We start from the raw sequence: 19,291 nt of genomic DNA on the forward strand, positions 1-19,291 counted from the left end.
TTCGATATATTGTGCAGAGTGAGCAGACCTGGCAAATTCCAAGGGGATTTCAAGAAGTTGAACTCTATCGGTTCACACACTATATTCCATATTTTTGACTTGAAATCCAAAGCGAGATTACCATTCTTACATTTAGTCGTGGAATAATGTTAGAAATAATGTGGTATGCCACCCAGAAAGCTTATTTCTTTTAACTGGCAAAATCTCATTGATTGAGAACGAGATGGGGAAAAATGACACTATCCACTGCACTCCAAGAACTCGCTGCCGCCGTTGATACACTCGAACCGACGGGCATCGAAGTTCACGATATGACGACCGATGGGGCACAGGGGAGCTTACTGCGAGATGAGCGAATCCGAGTGCGGCTCACCGTGGATATCCCATTGGAAGAGGGCACAACAGTTGCCCAAGAGGGGAGCGAACAGCAAGAACAAGGTGCAAATGTAGATTCATTAGCCAGTGACGAAGGTGACGGGGACGAGTCGTTAGAGATGGACCCTGAGGTGGCGAACTCTACGGCTGTCGCTTCATGTGCACCAAAACCGACACCCGTGGCCCTTGCTTCGGAGACAAAGAGCCCACACCAACCCGAGACCCCTGCTATTGACCGAACCGAGGATCCAGCTGATAACCAAACGAAAGGCGGTAACGCTGAACCAGAAGTGAGAGACGAAGAGCAGAATCACACTGCTGATTCCTCGACCTCGACAGCATCCGATAAGGCGACAGCCGATTTAGATGGTGTGCCTGCTCACCGTGATCCTGAACGTCTCCAGGCGGTCTATGACCAGTATGAGACGTTTGGTGAGATGACGGACGCACTTGATACCGACGTCACGGCCCAGACCGTTCGGTATCATATGATCAAGCAGGGGATTCACAATCCAGGAAATCAAGTGCCGTCGGAACCAAATGGTGACGACGATTCGACCCCGGATTCTGAGAGTACGGAACCACCAAAAGATCGGAGCGATAATAACCGTCCAGTCGACGAACCTGATGAAAAAACGGACGAACAAACAAGGGAGACTGCTGATGATCGTGAAGAGCGAGGTTCTGGTGACATAGAGCAACAGAGTGAGGACACTGAAACGACACCAGCGCTACAGACACCCGATGAACTGAGTCAGGAATCGGAACATGAGGGAGTTGAAGAAGGGGGCCAGACGGATTCGATAACCGATGAGGCAGAAGACGATGATACCGATGACGCTGCAACGGCCGATACTGATGTGACCGATATATCGATTCCATCCGATGTCGAACTACCAAGTCATCTCACGATCGAAGATATCCAAGAGGCAGTCATCGAAGCAAAAACCCTGTATGAGGTACAGCAACGACTTCGAATCGGCCGCAACAAAGCTCGTAAGCTATTATCTGATTTGAATCTCTTAGATTTCGTCGTCGGTCGGGCTGCGACGGTTGCCGATCGCGATGTGAGTAGAGAGGATATCTACAACCGAATTAAGCAAGCGGTGAATTGAATTGCCGACAGAGTCCTGTTTCATTCAGCCGACTCTTGATACCCTATTACGGAGATCCAAGGAGGAACCATACCTCTTCAGTCGGAAGTAGATATAAAAAATATAATAATTCGATAGGGGTGCTTTCATTCCAATATACGGCCTCTATCCCGCATTCCTCTGTATTCAGTCTCTGCTTGTCGACCCAATATACGAATCCAATTGTTTCTGAATGTCTTTCTAGCAAATCACACCTCTGTGTATATATACAGGTGAGAGGGTGGTACCGATATTTGCATCCTCAGCCGGGTGACACACTTGACAACGGTGATGGCGCCACGATTGGGGATTGGTGATAACAATGTCAGACAAACAATTCGAACTGACGCGACGGAAAGCACTGCTCGGTCTCGGCGGCATCGGTGCTGGCGCTGCGCTCGGCGGTGCAGGAACGATGGCGTTCCTGAATGACCCAGAACACATTAAGAATAACACGGTGACGGCGGGGAACCTCGATCTGAAACTCGATTGGTTCACTGACTACCACGGGCCGAACGGACTTGAGTACGGCATTAACTACCCACCCACGAATGACGACAAATTCCCCAAGAAGCCGATGATCAACCTGGGTGACGTCAAACCCGGTGATTACGGCTGTGTTGTCGTCAGTTTCCACGTGTACGATAACCCCGCGTACATCTGGTTCCGTCCCAACAACGTCTCGAGCAAGGAGAACGAGATGAATGTGCCTGAACGGGAAGCTGAAGGCGATCTCAAGGGGCGCGGTGAGCTCGAAAAATACATCAAGTTCTGCGCGTTCCCGCTTGGCTGCTTCGACACCGACAACGATGTTAGCAGCGAATCGATGGTGAAACAGATGGACGACGCCCCGGTGAACCTAGACGCGTTCACTACCGACGAAGCAGTCGCCCAGTCCGGTGACAAACAGCTTTGCCTCGCAAAAGGGACCCTTGACGAGTTCTATCACGACACGAAAAACGGCGTCAAAGTCCCAATGTGGGACCGAGAGAAAGAAAACTCACCTACAAGTTCAAGGCGTCGCACCTCTGCTTCTTCGCGCTTTGCTGGAAACTCCCCAAGTCGGTTGGAAACGTCATCCAGGGTGACTCGTTCAAATTTGATCTTGACTTCTACGCCCAGCAGTACCGGCACAACGACGGCACGATGAATCCATGGAGCAACGCATAAGAGTGCGTAAGAATTGAACTCTGTCGCGCACACTATCCCAAGTCAAGTTGGTTAGTTGGGTTTGAACCCATATTCCCTGGGTTCTGAGAGTTATATTTTTCACCAGTCTGATGTTCATGTTGGACTTCAGGCAGAACGAGTTTGTCAGCAAATACTGGTTTAGGTATTTTTTAGCATTGCTATCAATGTTATCGATGGTGGCATTGTTTTCACTTATATCAATGAAGGCATTGTTACCATGATTGGAATAGCGGCCGGATTCTCATGTACAACATCAGATTTGAGCACAAGAACTCGCTGGTTGAATAGCCAGTCGTCGTTGACGCCCGCAGACTGGGAGGAAGGCCTCAGTGATAAGGCTGCTGTACGTGTTGGAAAGCACGTCTTTGGTCATAACTGGACGGCGACCGTTGACGTTTCACGCGAAAGCGTCCTTGACAACCGAATAAACGCGTAATCTGAACATCCCCGTCGGGGATCCCTCGCCCTTTAGAGCGGGGGGATGTCAATCGTAGCGACGTAGACCCACAAGTGCCAGTAATGCGGCAAGTGCCACGACAATGCCGAATCCAGGCTGGCCATCTGAAGACGTCATGGGTTCATCGGTGGCGATAGTCGTGCTTGAGTGACTAACACTCGTTGTCGATGTTTGCGTCTTTGCATCAGATGTTTGTGTCTTTGAATCAGGAGCGTCCGTTGTCTTCATCGTCGTCGTCCCTTGACCGTCGTTACCAGATTCGACGCCGATGGCCAGCGGCGCGATGCGCGGTTCAATGCCCGTGATGGTCTGCCCGTCGTGGAACGTCCAGACGGGACGCCACTCACCCTCGTGATAGTGGTACACCGTCACGTCGTTCATGCTCGCACCGTCGGGGAGCGCATCTTTCGACACCGTCACACGAACTCGCGACTTATCGATGGTCGAACTCATCACGTATCGCTCGTCAACGCGCAGGTAACCGAGTGCGCCGGCGAGTTCCGACGTTCCCTTCGGCTGGGTCGCCATGGCGTCCACGGTGACCGATGCGCTCGCACCACGTTCGAACTCGATTCCATACCGATCGAAGGTCACGCCGTTCGTTTCGAGCGTGGTCAGGTCGGCCCACGCGGTCTGGCCTGCCGCACCACTGAGGATGTCGATAGCGACCCCGTTCGGGCCAGGTGTGACGTCGACGCTCGCGGATTGGCCGCCACCGCCACCACCACCGCCACCACCACTTGTTCCAGCGATGGCGAACGTGATCTGTCGGAACGCGGTGTGGTCGCCACGGTCAGCCAGCGTCACATTGAATGTGTGCTCCGTTTTGTCTTTCAGGCCAGTCGCGGTGTAGGTTACCGTTTCAGCGGCCATGTCTACCGAGATATCGCCGGAGACATCAACGCCATCGAACGTTGCTTGTACATCCTCTGCAACGACGTCGTTCTGTTCATTATTGAACGACACGGTGATGGTTGCCGATTGAGTACCTGCTGGCAGTTTACCGTCCTGCAACCCTGGATCGAAGCCGATATCGGTGATGACCGGTGCAGTACCAGTCCCGATGACGGCCTGTCGCTCGATGGTACGGACGTTTCCTTCGCCATCGGGCACTCTGACCCGGAATTTGTAGGTTCCCGGTGTGAGTTCGAGTGCCCTGAATGTCGTCCGGTCTCAGTGACAACTGCGGTGTCTGTGACGTCTGTCCAACCGGCACTGTCTAGTTAAGCTCCGCTTCGACAGGTGTTCGGTTGTGGAGCGATTGATGCGGTCGCTGATGGTTATAGTAATGTACAAACTGTTCAAGCCACTGCTGGACGCTCGGCCGACTGCCCACCCACGACGTATGGAAGCGGTCGATCCGCTGTTTGAGCGTGTGAAACCACTTTTCGATCAGGTTTCGCTCGGTGTAGTCAAGCCGACCGCTCAACCCAATTCGAAAGAGGGCAGTCCGATAGCCGTAGCCATCAACGAGAAACACCGCGTCCGAGAGATCGTGTTTCTCGGCTAGTCCAGACAGAAACGCAGCTGCTTGATCAGTACCATGCCGATCAAACACTTTGACATCGAGTAGCAGTTTTGTTTCGGTGTCTATTGCAGCGTACACCCAAGACCATTCGCCATTAATTTTGACAGCGGTTTCGTCCACCGCGACCCGCGTCGGCGTCGCCGACGGCGGGTCGGAAACGCTGTCAGCGAGCCGATGCACCCATTGAAAGATTGCTTGATGCGACCGTTTCACGCCGAGGAGCGCAAGAATCGCTTTTGTTTCTCTAAGCGAACATCCGGTCGCGTGGAGCCGGACGGCAAACGCCCTGACGGGCGTTTCCGTCCGCTCACGCTCCCAACATTCAAGCGTAGCCGTGTCTAAACTCTCTCTGAGCAGGTTTGAGAGTAGCATGAACAACTAGCTCTTCGACCTGCTCGTCCTTATCTAGACAGTGCCGTCCAACCAGATTCGTCATGGAACTCGACGACGACACCACTTGTCGTGACACCGCTCTGCGTGTCACTGTAAGCGACATCGAATGTCACTTCGGTCGTGGTTGCGGGCAGGAGCCCGTCTTCGTTAGGAGTTGGTGACAGCGCTTCACTGTCGATTTGCGGTTTCTCGAGTCGTCCTCTATCGTGAATATCCGAGCAACCGTCTCGATATTGCCCTTCTTGTCAGCCACATCGATAGTGATCGTGTGCTCACCGGACTCGAGGTCGCTCGTGGTGTAGCTGACCCCACTACTCGTTATAGTGGCCGGGTCGGTGACGTCTTGTCCGTCGAACGTAACGACGTAGTGTGCAAAGGAGACGCTTTGCGACTCGTCAACGCCGCACAGTTTGCATACATTGTATATGGTGGGTTCTCAGACCTTTCGTGTCCATCCCGATTCATCTACACCTGACTATCCTCACCAATACCAAGTTCAGGCAGGTTACGTCAAAAAAGAACCGACTGGCAAGTGGTTCGCCACTTTCGGTATTGAAATGGATCGTGAACCGCTCGACTATCCTGTACATTCCCAATAGTGCGTCGGTATCGATGTGGTCTACTCATGTATGTCCACGACGGCACCGCGGTCGGGTCACTACGAATCACCGCCTGTGAAGACTGCGCTCCTTGTGAATACGTTTGCATCTGCAAAGCGCGCCGTTGAAGCAGGAAGATCCACCCTCAAAGAGCTAACGGCGTCGGTCGTGAGCGAGTAGGTTAGGGGTAGTTCACAGCCCAGGAATCAATATTCTGATTCCCTATTTGATATCGATCTCAAATCTCTCCCAGTGTTCTCCCTGTTATCGATGGTGGATTTGTTACAATTGCTGACAATGCAACAAATGATAACAATGTTATCACTGCTAGCGATGTCAAGACGGTGTTCGACTCAACATAGGGTCGCCTTTGAATCCGTGATGTTTTGATTAAGAAGTTAATTTGCTAAAACTGGTGCCATTGGGGATATTGGTTACATTGCTATCAATGCTGTCACTGACGAAAATGTCTTCATTGGGGTTATTGAATACATGCTATCACTGATATCGATTTCATAAATGTTGTTTTCGAAATGCAGGCGAATTGGCTTCTCCCGGTACTACCCCACTATGGCTAACGGCTCGAGATACTGAATCTCACTATGGGGACCTCTTCCTGTCTCTTAATCTAAATACAATGAATCCACCTCAAAAATTTGGGCATTGTCGTCATTGTTGTCATTTTCATCATCGTGATCAATGACCTTGCTCACATTGGTATCAATGACGCCAATGAATCAACACACGTTTGGTCGGATCTGAGCGTTCAGTTGCTGAAAGAGAAGTTCTCACCACTACTCATTGACCGCCATGATAGCAATTGGATCCTCGATAACATTGGCTTCAATGTTGGCATTGCCGACAATGTTGGCATTCACCGCTTTTTCCGCCTTTTGCAGAGACCCGCCTTAACAGCTTCTCCGATCACAGTTCTAAGTGAAATATTCCAATAATCGATATACAAGGCGGTTAAAGAATTGCAGGCGAGAGACCCCACGACTTCAGCCGTGGGGTGGGCCTGACGTTAGTCGTGGTAGGATGTCACCGCGAGGCTCGACAATGGAGCCGGTGCGAAAATTCAGCGTGACGAAGTAAGTTGTCCTACTAACTAACCTGGTGCTATTCACACTGTTTTGACCTAGCATTGTTTACAGTGACGGCATTTCAATCATTGTTGGCATTGTTAGAATTGCAATCACGGCAATCAATGGGGTCAATTTTATCATGTTCCAGTCTGAGCGAGTGCATATGGGATCAGAATCACGCGCGGTCGCACTCCAAGTCCTGAAGGGTGGCTTCGGCAAGTCGACTATCGCGAACGCACTGAGTGACGCGCTTGCGAGACGAGACAATCGAACACTGCTTCTCGACCTGGATCCAGAGGGACACTTGTCGACGGGACTGGGGTATTACGACCGATCGACTGATGGGCTCGATTATCGTGATGTCTTACTCGGCGATGAAGACCCGACCGCGCTTGTCGAGGAGACTGGGTATGGATTCGATCTCGTGCCCGCACAGAATCTCGAAGAGGTCAACAAAGATCTCAGCCGGGATGAAGTGCTACGAAGTGACGAACAACTCAAGACTCATTTCGTCGATCCGTTGCTCGATGACGAGTACGACTACATCATCATGGATCTCGCCGGTAGTCGGAATAAGCTCACGAACAACGCACTCGTCGCTTCACGGAACGTCATCATCCCACTGGCACCGGCCGCTGAAGCGCTTAATGGCATTCGCCAGACGACCTCGAAGCTCATCGGCCCGCTTCGTCAGTACATGGACGTCGAGATTATGGCGGTCGTCCCTAACGATCTGCAGCAACGGCTTGACCAGGATACGACGGATCGCGAACTTCTCGAATCAATAAACACGAGCGAACGGTTTGCTGCATATCTCGAGGCAGGTCGCGGTGCCGATATCGATGCTGGTACACTCCCTGACGGAAAGAGTACGAGAGAAGTACTGGACGACCATATCCCACCGTTCGCCCGAGTCACAGAGGAGGTCTGGGAAGCCATCGATAACGGTGAACGGAAACCCCCTGCCGTTCCGATTCGCCACCGAGCTGCGTTTACGCGTGCCTATCGCGATCGCTGTCCAATTTCGGTGTATGATCCGGACTGTGACCAGCTCCAGTACTTCGATGATCTCGCACGGATCGTCGAAAACGGAGGAATCCAACAATGAGCGACGATATGTTTGATCTTGGCGACCCTGCCGATGATGCCACTGACGATACTGCTTCCGATGCTAGCAATGATGACACTGGTAACAATGATAGCACTGCTGGCGATGCGGCCACTGATCCGGAACGAACGCCAGCCTACGATACCGATTACCGAACCAACCAACACACGGTTGCTGCCTTAGACGAAACGTGGCAGGACGTGACCGATCTCCTTGAGGATGCGCGGGCCTACAGCAAGCTCGCTGGCTATTCCGGGGTAAGTCGACTGGAAGCGTACGAAGCCATGTTTAGGTTACTCCTTGAAGAACACGACGCTGAGGAAGTCGCTGAATCGATTCAGGCTGCTCGACATGAGGCTCACGATGACTGAGATCGGTCAATAGCGCATCCCTGGGTCTTTCGGGGTGAGATCGTGGTGCTAACTTAGTATAATATGATGAGTGGGAGGACAAACACAAGGAGAAAGAGAAGCAGTATCACTATTGCCTGGCTTTTCTTTGTGAGAAAAGGAGCAGTTCCAGTGCCTGTGACATCGCCCTCCATCCAGGCCTCTGTACTGTCTTCACTATCTCTACCCATATCATGTTAACCGGTTACAATATTTATATAATTTTCTCACGTTCAGTTTAGGCTCTGTATTCAGGACGCCATTCCTATCACGTGATAAGGATTTCAACACAGCAGAAATTTTCTTCGAGTACGAGACACAGTTCCTGAGACGGCGTGTGAGTGCGGTACGATCACCCAGATCGGGGGGGATTCACAACACCAATCCTGTTCCGGCAGTCATGTTGGAAAGTATGGGGATGGATATAAACTCTATATCGCTATATGGATTCGATGGTACAGGTCGAATACAGTCTTCTCTTTGACCGATTTTTGACCGACAGTGATTGTAGCGGCTGAGGCCTGTTCGCATTCGGCAGATCGACATCGGTGGGTTGATCGCCGAGTAACGTTGGCTAATTCCTGTTGTTGACCACTGGGAAAGTTTTTAGCAGATTCAAGAGTAGCTGGAAATATGCCACAACCCAACGTTCTCTTAATCTGCTGTGACGACCTTGGATATGGTGATCTCGGTTGCTACGGCGCGGAGTACGAGACGCCGAACATTGATGGCCTTGCAGCAGATGGCGTTCAATTTACGGATTGGCACTCGAACGGGCCGGTGTGTTCGCCTTCTCGTGCTTCGCTCCTTACAGGGAAGTACCCTCACAAGGCTGGTGTTCCAAGCAACGTTGGGAGTGGACGAGCCGAGGAAGATGTTCTTCCTGGCCTTCCGACGAACCAGAAGACGCTCGCGGACTATCTTGGCAGCGCTGGCTACGAGACCGGCGCATTCGGAAAATGGCACCTCGGGATGGCCGATGACGAAGTGCCTAACGCCCATGGTTTCGATGAGTTCTTTGGCTTCTTGTCGGGATGTGTGGACTACTACAGCCACCTTTTCATGTGGCGTCAGGGTGGTGGCGTTCCACCGTATCACGATCTCTGGGAAAATCGAACAGAGGTGTGGCACAATGGCGAATACCTTACCCACCTCATTACTGACAGAGCTGTTGAGTTCGTCGCAGATGCCGCAGAAGGGAGTGACCCGTTCTTTGGGTATGTTGCCTACAACGCACCGCATTATCCGATGCACGCGCCTGAAGAATATCTCGACCGTTTCCCGGATCTACCATCGGAGCGACGCATCTTTGCTGCAATGCTGGCAGCAGTCGATGATGGCGTTGGAAAACTTCTCGCAACACTCGAAGAGACGGGCGTGGCAGAGGAAACCATCGTCATTTTCACCAGCGATCACGGACCCTCCCGGGAGGTTCGTAATCATCTCAACGGCAGTCGCGAACTGTACCGTGGCGGATCGACGGGCGGCCTCCGCGGCGAGAAGGGAAGTCTTTTCGAAGGGGGCATCCGTGTCCCTGCTATTGTCCGCCACCCTAACGTCGATGGTGGCCGCGTCTGCGACGAACTCGCCGTCTCGATGGACGTAGTTCCCTCTATATTGGATGCATGTGCCCTTGACATTCCCAGTGACCGAGATGGTGAGAGTCTTCTCTCGCTCCTTCAGGGTGACAGGGATACGTCGCCTCACGACCGAGTCTACTGGACAAACAGAGAACAGCGAGCCGTCCGTGACGGTGACTGGAAGCTTGTTCTGAATGGGTACGATGTTGATAGCGACCCTGCGGCCGTCCATCTCTCCGATCTTTCCTCAGACCCCGAAGAAAAATCGGATCTAAGCGACGACCACGAGAATCTAGTCGCTGAATTACGAGACGATGTCCGTGCGTGGGCACCAGGTACTTGACCTCCTCCCACGGTTGAAGCCGTGGGCTTTCGCCTCGCACTTCTGTAACGACCTCTACGAACTGTTTTCGATAAAACCTCCCAGTATCTCCTATTTGCCCCATGATTATACAGTACCCGAATATAATTCACATAGATATGGGTATACAACCAAATGTTGTCCTCATTCTGACGGACACGCAGGCCATGAACGCTGTCGGAGCAATTGGATCGGGTTACGTCGAAACGCCGACAATCGATGGACTCGCTGAAGAGGGTGTCAGTTTCGACAATGCCTACGCAGCAGCTCCTGTCTGTACGCCTGCCCGATCGAGTCTGTTCTCCGGTCTGTATCCACACACAGCGGGTGCATGGACGAATGGCCTCTCCCCCTATCAGGGGGTTACGCGGATGGGACAGTTCTTTTCGGAGGCAGGATACCGAACAGCCTACGTTGGCAAGTGGCATCTTGACGGCGACTATTTCGGTGACGGCGTCACGGCCGACCCGTACGAACAGGAATATTGGTATGATGGTGCAGATTACCGCGAGGATGTCGGCGAAGAGTTTTGGGAGTGGTGGCGCTCCGGAATGTTTACTGGAAACGCTGAACCAGATCCCGAAGAAATTCGCGAACAAGGTATAACACGAGAGGATACCTGGGCCGGTCGTGTGACCGACCAAGCTCGTGCATTCATCGAGGATGTTGACGACGAGCCATACTTCCTCGTCGTATCATACGACGAACCTCACGAACCTAGTCTTTGTCCACCCGAATACGCTGAAAAGTATGTAGACGACCCATACCCGCTTCCCGATAACTATGAGAGCCAAGAAACACTCGCGGAACACGGCAAGCCCGCCCACCAACGTAGACGGGCAGAGAAGTTCGCGAACGGGGAGTTCTTCATCGATTCCCTCTCGTCTCCCGAGGAAGGAATCATCCCTCGTCCAGTGTACTTTGGCTGTGCGTCGTTCGTGGACGATGAGATTGGCCGGGTGCTAACGGCAATCGACAACAACGGATGGGAAGAGACAGCGGTCACGTTCACATCCGATCATGGCCATCACCTCGGTGCACTTTCACCGTGTACTTGTATCGTTCTGTGCAGAACCCTCGCCACGTCTCCTCGGCGTACCCACTGTCAGGGCGGTCTTCTCTAACGAATTCGAGAAGCACGCCATTTCGATTCAACGACCTTTGCTCGCCGCGTGCGAGTGGAGTCAAATCTGTCCCTGGTTTGGTATCTTGTGGTTCGAGACCAGCGAGACCAAGCAGTGTCGGATACCAGTCTTCTGTACTTGTCGGGGTGTTGAAGACGCGCCCGTCGTCGATATTTCCATCAGGATGTGACACGATGAATGGTACTCCAGCAGACTCTTCGTATGGATCTTTCTTCCCGATACGGCCGTGGCACCCGAGTAATTCACCGTGGTCAGAGAGGAACACAACGGCAGTCTGTTCGCGCAGTCCCCTCTCGTCAAGTGCTTGCAGGAACCGTCCGACTGCATCATCCAGTTGCTCAATCATCGCGTAGTAAACGCGGTGGTCATCAAGAATCGTCTCCGTTCGAGGTCCACGCCCACCGTCTAATTCATCGCGGTCGTCGAAATTTGGCGGCAGGTTGATATCACGGTGTCGCCACCGCTCGTAGTACTGCTCTGGCACCTGAAACGGCGGATGTGGTGCCTCAATGGATGTAACAAGGAAAAATGGCTGAGTGTCGTCGTGTTGGTCAAGAAATTCGATTCCCAGATTAACGACGCCATCTGTCTGATGCCCATCGATGAGATGTGGGGTCGGATCATCGTCGACATAGAATGCCGTGTCGAAGTGATTGTTCCGAAGTTCGAATCCTCGCCAATACTCGAACCCCCCTTGGAGTTCGGGTGGGACGGGTGTCCGATTTAATCGCCTCGTGCGCTCCGACTGGTCGATTCGACCAGAATATCGATAGGGGTGGTGTCCAGAAAGGTGCCACTTGCCGACATACGCTGTCTGGTACCCGGCGTCGTTGAACTCGTCAGCGATGGTTCGTTCTGTCGGTGGCACACGCCAGTCGATTCCGGGTACACTTCGGGAATGTGCGTAGTTCCCGGTCATGAACGAATATCTGGTCGGGACGCAGATTGGATATGTAGAGTACGACCGAGAAAATCGAACACCGTTTGCGGCAAGGTCATCCAGATTCGGTGTCGAGACGTTCGGGTCACCAGCACAACTTAACGCTCCGCGGCGTAATTGGTCGCAGAGGATGACGGCGATATTGGTTTGATCCGGCATAACTCGAATCTTACAGGTACGTACTAAAAAATGCTTGTAGGAGACGACGCAAAACTCGTTGAATTCTTTGTGAATTGCTTCAGGCTTGCCCCTGAGATGGTTCACCGTTCACTGACTTTCAACCGGGCTTCGATATCGCCATCGCCATCTGGATTACCTGTGACGAGTAGTTGCAACGTTTAAATCATTAGCAACGCTTTGTCCGATCATGACCGACGATTCCCCTTGTTGTTCGGCCGGCCGCGACGCGGGGGTTGATGCTGAAACCGCCAATGACGATCAGTCGACGGAGAGGGATGAAGCGACGGCGACCTCCATGGATGCCGATACTGCTCGAATGGTTCGTCTCGACGGAGGCACTTTTATGATGGGCACCGACGACGATGTCGGGTTTCCGGCCGACGGCGAAGGGCCAGCACGAGAGATCGAACTTGATCCGTTCTATATTAGTCGGTACGCAGTAACGAATGCAGAATTCCTTCAGTTCGTCCGTGATACGGGGCACACGACCGACGCCGAGCAGTTTGGGTGGTCGTTCGTCTTTGAGGACTTTGTTGGCCCTGACGACCAGCGCTATGTGCTGGACTCGGTGGCGGCCGCACCATGGTGGGTAGCCGTCAAAGGTGCTAACTGGCTTCATCCGGAAGGCCCGGAAACAACCGTTTTGACCCGTGAACGCCTAAAACACCCAGTCGTTCACGTTTCGTGGAATGACGCCGTCGCCTACTGCGAATGGGCTGGCAAACGCCTGCCCACTGAAGCAGAGTGGGAGTATGCTGCCCGTGGGGGGCTAGAGGGTATGCGCTATGCATGGGGTGACGAACTATGTCCAGATGGCAAACACCATTGTAATATTTGGCAGGGTGAGTTCCCCGAACATGATACCGCAGAGGACGGCTACCATGGTACAGCACCGGTCAACACTTTTCCGGCGAACGGCTATGGGTTATACAACGTCTCAGGTAATGTCTGGGAGTGGTGTGCTGATTGGTTCAGCTCCGACTACCACACGACCAACGACTATACACACAAGAATCCGACAGGCCCCGACGATGGTGAGGCCCGCGTAATGCGCGGCGGCTCGTATCTCTGTCACCGTTCGTACTGCAACCGCTATCGGGTTGCCGCTCGTTCGAAGAATACTCCCGACTCCTCGACGGGGAATATCGGTTTCCGATGTGCCCTCGATGGCGACCGCTGACGATGCTTTGTCTTCCAAAGTTGGTACTGTCTTCCTCATATTTCGCTTCGTTGCGTGGACGTCATCTACATTCTCGAGTGCATTCCGGAGGTCAGAAGTCGAGATGTTTTCCAAGTGGGAAATTAAGTGGCACCTGTAGAGTATTGTGCAAATAGTTATGAAACATCTTAGAAAATATCCTCCGATAACAGTTGAATATTGTGAACAGAAATCAAACTAACGTGTTTTGTATCGGCAAACTCTCAGAAGACCAATCATTTTTCGCTCGGTGATTTTGTGTTGTATGTCGATCGCCTCGTTATCTGCAATACCTGTGGCCGTTCCTCTTTTGACGATGAACTTCTTAGAACGGTGGATGTGACTGTTCGCCGCATGATGACTGATTCAACTGCGATGCAGTACCGATTGCCTGTGAACTACCTGCGTCCATTACAAGTGTATATCTGTAATGTTTCAGCGCTGAATGTCAACCTAATATAGTGAAGGAGAAAAACGAGCGCGTATGGAATTAGCGCAGGAAGATCTGGCGCAGGTTGACCTGAGCGTCTAAAGCATCGGTGGCAGTGACGAGACAAAAGTTACGCTCTCCCCGGATGTGACCGCTCTTACTGGTCGCAACGCGACGAGTCGAACGTCCTTCCCCCAGGCGATTATGGTGGCGCTCGAAAGCGACCAAACATCCCTGAAAGACGATGCAGATGAGGGGATGGTCGAACTGACGACTGGCGACGAGACCTACACACGGACGCTCTCACGCCAGAATGGAACGGTCACAACGAGTGGTGAGCCGTATCTCGACAATCCCGAACTCGCGGATCTGTTTGCCTTCTTGCTCGAATCGAACGAGGCCCATCGGGCCGTCGCACGTGGTGGCGACCTCCGCAATCTCATTATGCGACCCGTCGATACGGACGCGATTCAGGTCGAGATCGAGCAGTGAGAAACCGAGAAACGCCAGCTCGACGACGAACTCTCAGAACTCGACTCGCTCAAACAGCAACTCCCGAGTCTCGAAGAGGAACGGACACGGCTGGAAACCGAGATCGCATCTGGATCGACCGCGTCGAACGTGACGTCCGAGGGGGTCGGCAAAATGTCACGAAAAGCGTATTCAACTTACATGTGATTCGCAGTACAGAGTCGGGGACAACCTACGAAGATACGACTGACCATCTTAGTGAAAAGGTGCATGGCTGCGGAGATTGAGGGAGATTTCGTGATCTACATCAACGGATTTCGGCTCAACAAGCTCTGGGCATTCCCCAAGTGGTTCCGCGCGTCGCAACACCAATACAATCAGGATGGTTACCACCTCCCATCTCACAGTCCTCCGCGCACCCTCTACCACCTGAACCACCCCATCTTACAGGGACGCTCTTCCACGCCCACAATCCATTGATATGGGCCTTGCTGCGGACGCCGACCGGACGCCCTGATTGAGCGAATACACCGCTGAACGCACGCTACCAAGCCTATTTGCTCCTCTCGGAAGGCGCATCTTTCGCATACGTGGCCACCCTTCCATTACGATGCTATGTCTGTAATGAGAACCAAGCGAATCCACTTCTGTTGAGGCCGTCTCCTTGGGTGAAGTATAATGAAAAATATGCTTGGGCGGGTTCTAGGATTCGCTAAACAGTCAATTTTTGTATGTTTCCATTTACTGGATGCCACGGTACTCCTCAAAACCATTGTATTCGGGTGTTTGAGGTGTCGTATCTATAATGCTCAAAAGATAGATATAGGGCCTTTTTATAAATTATCTAATATATATTTGGTATGCCAATTACCGACAGACTTTCCCCAAAACAGCTAAATTACGGTGTATGAACTCCGATGAGCTCCGACGGGCGCTAGAAAACGCAGATCTCACGAAGTACGAAGCAGAGGCGTATTTGACGCTCATCAAACACGGTCAGTTACCTGCCGTCGATATCTCAAGTAAGTCTTCGATACCGACCTCACAGGTGTACGAGACACTCCGTTCGCTCGAAGAACAGGAATTCGTCGAAACAATAGAGGGAGACCGCCTCCACGCCGAGCCCAACGAACCAGATGAAATCCTCGACGAATTGCGTTTACGCGGTTCATTGCTGACGCAAGCAGCCGAAGAACTCGAAGAACGCTGGGAGGAACCCGAGATCGACCACCACAGGGTCGGCGTCGTGAAGCGACCAGAGACGGTGTACGAGCACGTTCGAACCCGGCTCGAAGAGGCAGATGTAACTGCTGAACTGACGGTGACGTTCGACCAGTTGGAATTACTGCTTCCCGAACTCGAAGCCGCAGCTGACCGGGGCGTTTTCGTTCGTATCCATCTCTACGACGAACCGAACCTCCACGAGAAGGCTGCGTCGCTCGGACTGGCAAACTCGAATCTCAATATTCGGGTTGGCACAATTCCCGGACCGTTCCTCGCGATTATCGACCGCAACCAGACGTTCTTCACTCCGAACACGCGTGCTGATGAGGATTATGGCATCCTGATTAACGACTACATTCTCTCGTTCATTACGCACTGGTATTTCGTCAGCTGTCAGTGGCACATGTGGGAGCCACTGTTCGAGTCGGGCTCACACTGGACGGAATACGACTCCCTCGAGGAGTTTATGCGTGACGTTGTCCCGCTATTCGACGACGGCGCGGAGATCCATATCGCCGTTCGAGGTAACTACATCCAATCGCGAAAAGACTGCATCAAGCGAGGCCGACTTGCCGAAGCGTTCTATCCAACTCGATACACCAGTAAAGACACTGGCCTCTCGTTAGAAGATCTCTCGAGCTACTCGAGCATCTTCCTCGATACCGGAAACGAAGTCCTGTCGGTCGGCTCGTGGGGTGCGATTTACGAGGATATTGAAGCCCACCGAATCACGATCGAGACAATCAATTTCTCCTACGATACCGAAGAAAACGGGTCTACGACGATTGATCTGACTCAGTTGTAGTTCGTCTCGACGGTCAACGTGGCTCGTTGATCCACGATTTCGAGGGTATAGCTGCCTGGTTCGGCGGACCGACTGCCGTCCTCCTGAGCGAGGCCCAGGGAGTCTGCCTCGATTCGGATTACTGCTGTCCCCGACTCACCGCCTTCGAGGGTCACGCGATCGAATCCACGGAGTTCCTTGACGGGCGTCACTCTCGAACTGACGTCGTCGCTGACGTACGCTTGCACCACTGCCGTTCCCTGTCGTTCACTCGTGTTCTTGATCGGAGCGGAGACTGTCGTCGATCCGTGGGGCCTGATCGTCGTCTCGCTCAACTCGATATCGCCGTACTCGAACTCGGCATAACTCTCGCCGTGTCCGAACGCGAACAATGGATCATACGAATCCGGATGTTGGTCGGAGCCGATCGGTGTCGGGTGCCGAAGGTAGTTGAAACGGGTTGGGAGGCGGCCTTCCGACCGCGGAATCGAGATCGGCAGACGACCGCTCGGCTCGTTCTCGCCAAACAGGGTCTCGGCGACTGCCTGCCCGCCCATCGTCCCGGGGTAGTAGGCCATCAAAAGACCAGCGGCGTGTTCGGCCAGCCAGTTCACGGCGAGCGGTCGTCCGGTAACGAGGACACCGACGATCGGCGTGCCCGTCTCGTGGATCGCCTCCAGGAGCTCACGCTGTGCAGTTGGCAGCTGGAGCTGGGACCTGTTGGGGAACTCGTCTTTGTCCATGCCGCTGAGTGCATTCGGTCCGAACTCGTGGAGATACCAGTTCTCGCCGACTGCCACGACGGCGACGTCGGCGTTTTCTGCCGCTTGTGCGGCTGTCTCGACGTCGTCGGTTTCGGCGATTCCAGACCCACGCTCGTAGATGACCGTTCCCGACGCCAGCGACTCGATTCCGTCCCGTATCGTGACGATGTCCGTTCCTTCCGGATCTGGTACGCTCCATCCACCGAGCTGGTGGATCGGATCGTCCGCGTTCGGGCCCGTGACCAGGATGTCAGCATCAGTGTCCAGCGGGAGGCTGCCGTCGTTCGAGAGCAGTGTCATCGACTCGCGGGCGGCTTCAAGCGCCAGCGCTCTGTGTTCGTCGACGCCGACAACGTCAGTCGCGCTCGAGATGTCGACGTACGGATCTTCGAAGAGACCGAGTCTGAATTTCTGCGTGAGAACTCGTCGGACACTCTCCTCGACGATGGATTCTGCGAGTTCTCCCTTTTCCACGAGCGACTGGAGGTGTTCGGCATGTTCGACGGCATCGACGGAGGCGATGTCTAAGCCGGCTTCCCGCGTCAGCTGTACCGAGTCGCGGTGATTGGCTGCGACCCGGTGGTTGGCGTGGAGCATCTGGACGCCGTTCCAGTCGGAGACAATCGTCCCGTCGAAATCCAGGGCGCCACGGAGGGTCTCATGGAGGAACCGTCGCGACCCGTGGGCAGGCTCTCCGTTGATCACGTTGTAACAGGGCATCACCGATTCGACACCCTCCTTGAGTGCGTCGACGAACGATGGGAGGAAGACGTTTCGAAGCATGTACTCGGACGTTTCGACTGGTGAGGCGTCCTCGCCACGGACCGGTTCGCTGTACGCCGGGAAGTGTTTAGCCGTGGCGATCACTGACGATGGGTCCTCGATGCCATCGCCTTGGTACCCTCGGACTTTCGCTGCGGCAAGCCTGCCACAGAGGAAGGGACTCTCACCGAAGGTCTCGAACGTTCTGCCCCAGCGCGGATCCCGGGCGACGTCGCATGTCGGCGAGTAGTTCTGGTGGGCGCCGCTTGCACGCACCTCAGTTGCCGTCACTTTAGCGCCGGACTCGACGAGCGATTCGTCCCAGGTCGCACCCATCCCGAGGCCGTTTGGGAATGCGGTTCCTTCGGCGACGTAGGCGTGCCCGTGGACGGCGTCGACGTTGAACAAGAGTGGGATATTGAGTCTCGTCTCCGATTGGGCGATTTCCTGGAGGTGGTTCACCGTTTCGACAACGTTGTCGAGACGAAGATCGCGTGCTCCTGCCCAGCCAAACGTTGCCACAGCGCCGACACCGTGCTCTGTGATCTCGGCTTCGACGTCGTCGAGGTCTTTTGTCTGGTCGAGCTCGCCGGCCCACGTGCCGACGAGTTGGCCAACTTTCTCTTTGAGGGTCATTCGGTCGAGAAGGTCGTCTACTCGCTGATTGATTTGAAGCGTCTCATCCCTGTAGGGGAGACGCTCGTCTGCGTTCGCCATGTCTCATCTCTCGTTCATACCAGTATATAAAATTCAGGGGTGTGTCAGTCTGGTCCGGCTCTCGCCAGCTGTCGACCCCGGTAGACGACGCTGATACCGGCCTTCGTGCGTCTAAGGGAACAAGAAAAGCCACAGGTCACCCGACCCGTGGTCGTTTACTCCGCTGGTTCGTCCTCAAATTTTCAAACGGTACTTGGTCCCAGTGGGCCATTCGACGTGGACTGTGACCGTCTCTGTCTCCTTGACGCCGACGTGTTTGGTACGTGTCCCCTGTGGGAGGGAATCGGTGGTGTTCGACTGGTGAACGGTCCACGTGGTGTCTGCTGTCGAGACGGTCATGACGGTACCGTGCGTTCTAATGTGTATGCTCGATTAATTCACCGAATGATTTATTACATATGAGAAAAACCGTTTGTACGACCCATGGCAAGCGACAGTAGCGGCTATTGTAGCCTAGTCAGTCGTCGACAGTTCATG

Annotated in this window: 14 protein-coding genes and 1 pseudogene; 10 read left to right on the forward strand and 5 right to left on the reverse strand. The window is 53.5% G+C overall.

The annotated features are described in order from the left end of the window. The first annotated feature begins 311 nt into the window (after nucleotides 1–311). Together ACR3FE_RS24860 and ACR3FE_RS24865 are read left to right on the forward strand one after the other, a co-directional pair. The gene (locus ACR3FE_RS24860) at nucleotides 312–1,490 is read left to right on the forward strand and encodes a DUF8073 domain-containing protein (RefSeq protein ID WP_458210536.1); all 1,179 of its coding nucleotides are present in this window, start codon (nucleotides 312–314) and stop codon (nucleotides 1,488–1,490) included. A 340-nt stretch (nucleotides 1,491–1,830) separates the two neighbouring features. Continuing rightward, nucleotides 1,831–2,658 (forward strand): SipW-dependent-type signal peptide-containing protein, encoded by an 828-nt coding sequence (locus ACR3FE_RS24865; protein ID WP_458210537.1) that lies wholly within the window; start codon nucleotides 1,831–1,833, stop codon nucleotides 2,656–2,658. A gap of 525 nt (nucleotides 2,659–3,183) precedes the next feature. Here the strand turns inward: ACR3FE_RS24865 and ACR3FE_RS24870 are convergent. Together ACR3FE_RS24870 and ACR3FE_RS24875 are read right to left on the reverse strand one after the other, a co-directional pair. Continuing rightward, complete coding sequence (locus ACR3FE_RS24870) at nucleotides 3,184–4,269, reverse strand: PGF-CTERM sorting domain-containing protein (RefSeq protein WP_458210538.1); 1,086 nt, start codon at nucleotides 4,267–4,269, stop codon at nucleotides 3,184–3,186. A gap of 106 nt (nucleotides 4,270–4,375) precedes the next feature. Next, nucleotides 4,376–5,056 (reverse strand): IS6 family transposase, encoded by a 681-nt coding sequence (locus ACR3FE_RS24875; protein ID WP_458210539.1) that lies wholly within the window; start codon nucleotides 5,054–5,056, stop codon nucleotides 4,376–4,378. Between the two features lie 1,276 nt (nucleotides 5,057–6,332). Here ACR3FE_RS24875 and ACR3FE_RS24880 point away from each other — a divergent pair. The 3 genes from ACR3FE_RS24880 (at nucleotide 6,333) to ACR3FE_RS24890 (ending at nucleotide 8,240) form a co-directional block, all read left to right on the forward strand. After that, nucleotides 6,333–6,629 (forward strand): hypothetical protein, encoded by a 297-nt coding sequence (locus ACR3FE_RS24880; RefSeq protein WP_458210540.1) that lies wholly within the window; start codon nucleotides 6,333–6,335, stop codon nucleotides 6,627–6,629. A gap of 295 nt (nucleotides 6,630–6,924) precedes the next feature. After that, on the forward strand, nucleotides 6,925–7,869 hold the full coding sequence (locus tag ACR3FE_RS24885) for a ParA family protein (protein ID WP_458210541.1): 945 nt from the start codon (nucleotides 6,925–6,927) through the stop codon (nucleotides 7,867–7,869). Then, a complete protein-coding gene (locus ACR3FE_RS24890) occupies nucleotides 7,866–8,240 on the forward strand; it encodes a hypothetical protein (RefSeq protein ID WP_458210542.1) in 375 nt (124 codons plus the stop codon). The genes ACR3FE_RS24885 and ACR3FE_RS24890 overlap by 4 nt, the downstream gene beginning before the upstream one ends. Before the next feature lie 53 nt (nucleotides 8,241–8,293). Here ACR3FE_RS24890 and ACR3FE_RS24895 read toward each other — a convergent pair whose 3' ends face one another. Further along, nucleotides 8,294–8,449 carry a hypothetical protein gene (locus ACR3FE_RS24895; RefSeq protein ID WP_458210543.1) on the reverse strand — a complete coding sequence of 52 codons (156 nt, stop codon included), beginning with the start codon at nucleotides 8,447–8,449 and terminating at the stop codon, nucleotides 8,294–8,296. Between the two features lie 442 nt (nucleotides 8,450–8,891). Between ACR3FE_RS24895 and ACR3FE_RS24900 the strand changes: the two genes are divergently transcribed. Continuing rightward, nucleotides 8,892–10,181 (forward strand): sulfatase family protein, encoded by a 1,290-nt coding sequence (locus ACR3FE_RS24900; protein ID WP_458210544.1) that lies wholly within the window; start codon nucleotides 8,892–8,894, stop codon nucleotides 10,179–10,181. Nucleotides 10,182–10,318: 137 nt separating this feature from the next. Beyond that, nucleotides 10,319–11,323 (forward strand): sulfatase-like hydrolase/transferase, encoded by a 1,005-nt coding sequence (locus ACR3FE_RS24905; RefSeq protein ID WP_458210545.1) that lies wholly within the window; start codon nucleotides 10,319–10,321, stop codon nucleotides 11,321–11,323. Here the strand turns inward: ACR3FE_RS24905 and ACR3FE_RS24910 are convergent. Beyond that, complete coding sequence (locus ACR3FE_RS24910) at nucleotides 11,208–12,443, reverse strand: sulfatase family protein (RefSeq protein WP_458210546.1); 1,236 nt, start codon at nucleotides 12,441–12,443, stop codon at nucleotides 11,208–11,210. The two genes, ACR3FE_RS24905 and ACR3FE_RS24910, sit on opposite strands and share 116 nt — an antisense overlap. Before the next feature lie 208 nt (nucleotides 12,444–12,651). On the opposite strand from ACR3FE_RS24910, the gene ACR3FE_RS24915 reads away from it, so the two are divergent. From ACR3FE_RS24915 to ACR3FE_RS24925, 3 genes and pseudogenes are all read left to right on the forward strand, one after another. Next, nucleotides 12,652–13,644 (forward strand): formylglycine-generating enzyme family protein, encoded by a 993-nt coding sequence (locus ACR3FE_RS24915; protein WP_458210547.1) that lies wholly within the window; start codon nucleotides 12,652–12,654, stop codon nucleotides 13,642–13,644. 553 nt (nucleotides 13,645–14,197) lie between these two features. Next, nucleotides 14,198–14,689, forward strand: a pseudogene (locus tag ACR3FE_RS24920) (archaea-specific SMC-related protein); the annotation flags it as partial. A gap of 781 nt (nucleotides 14,690–15,470) precedes the next feature. Then, entirely contained in the window at nucleotides 15,471–16,592 is a 1,122-nt protein-coding gene (locus ACR3FE_RS24925) for a TrmB family transcriptional regulator (RefSeq protein WP_458210548.1), read from the forward strand. Here the strand turns inward: ACR3FE_RS24925 and ACR3FE_RS24930 are convergent. Continuing rightward, nucleotides 16,583–18,814, reverse strand: a complete 2,232-nt coding sequence (locus ACR3FE_RS24930; RefSeq protein ID WP_458210549.1) for a glycoside hydrolase family 3 N-terminal domain-containing protein — start codon at nucleotides 18,812–18,814, stop codon at nucleotides 16,583–16,585. The two genes, ACR3FE_RS24925 and ACR3FE_RS24930, sit on opposite strands and share 10 nt — an antisense overlap. Between the last annotated feature and the right edge of the window lie 477 nt (nucleotides 18,815–19,291).

It is taken from the genome of Haladaptatus rarus (assembly GCF_054177585.1).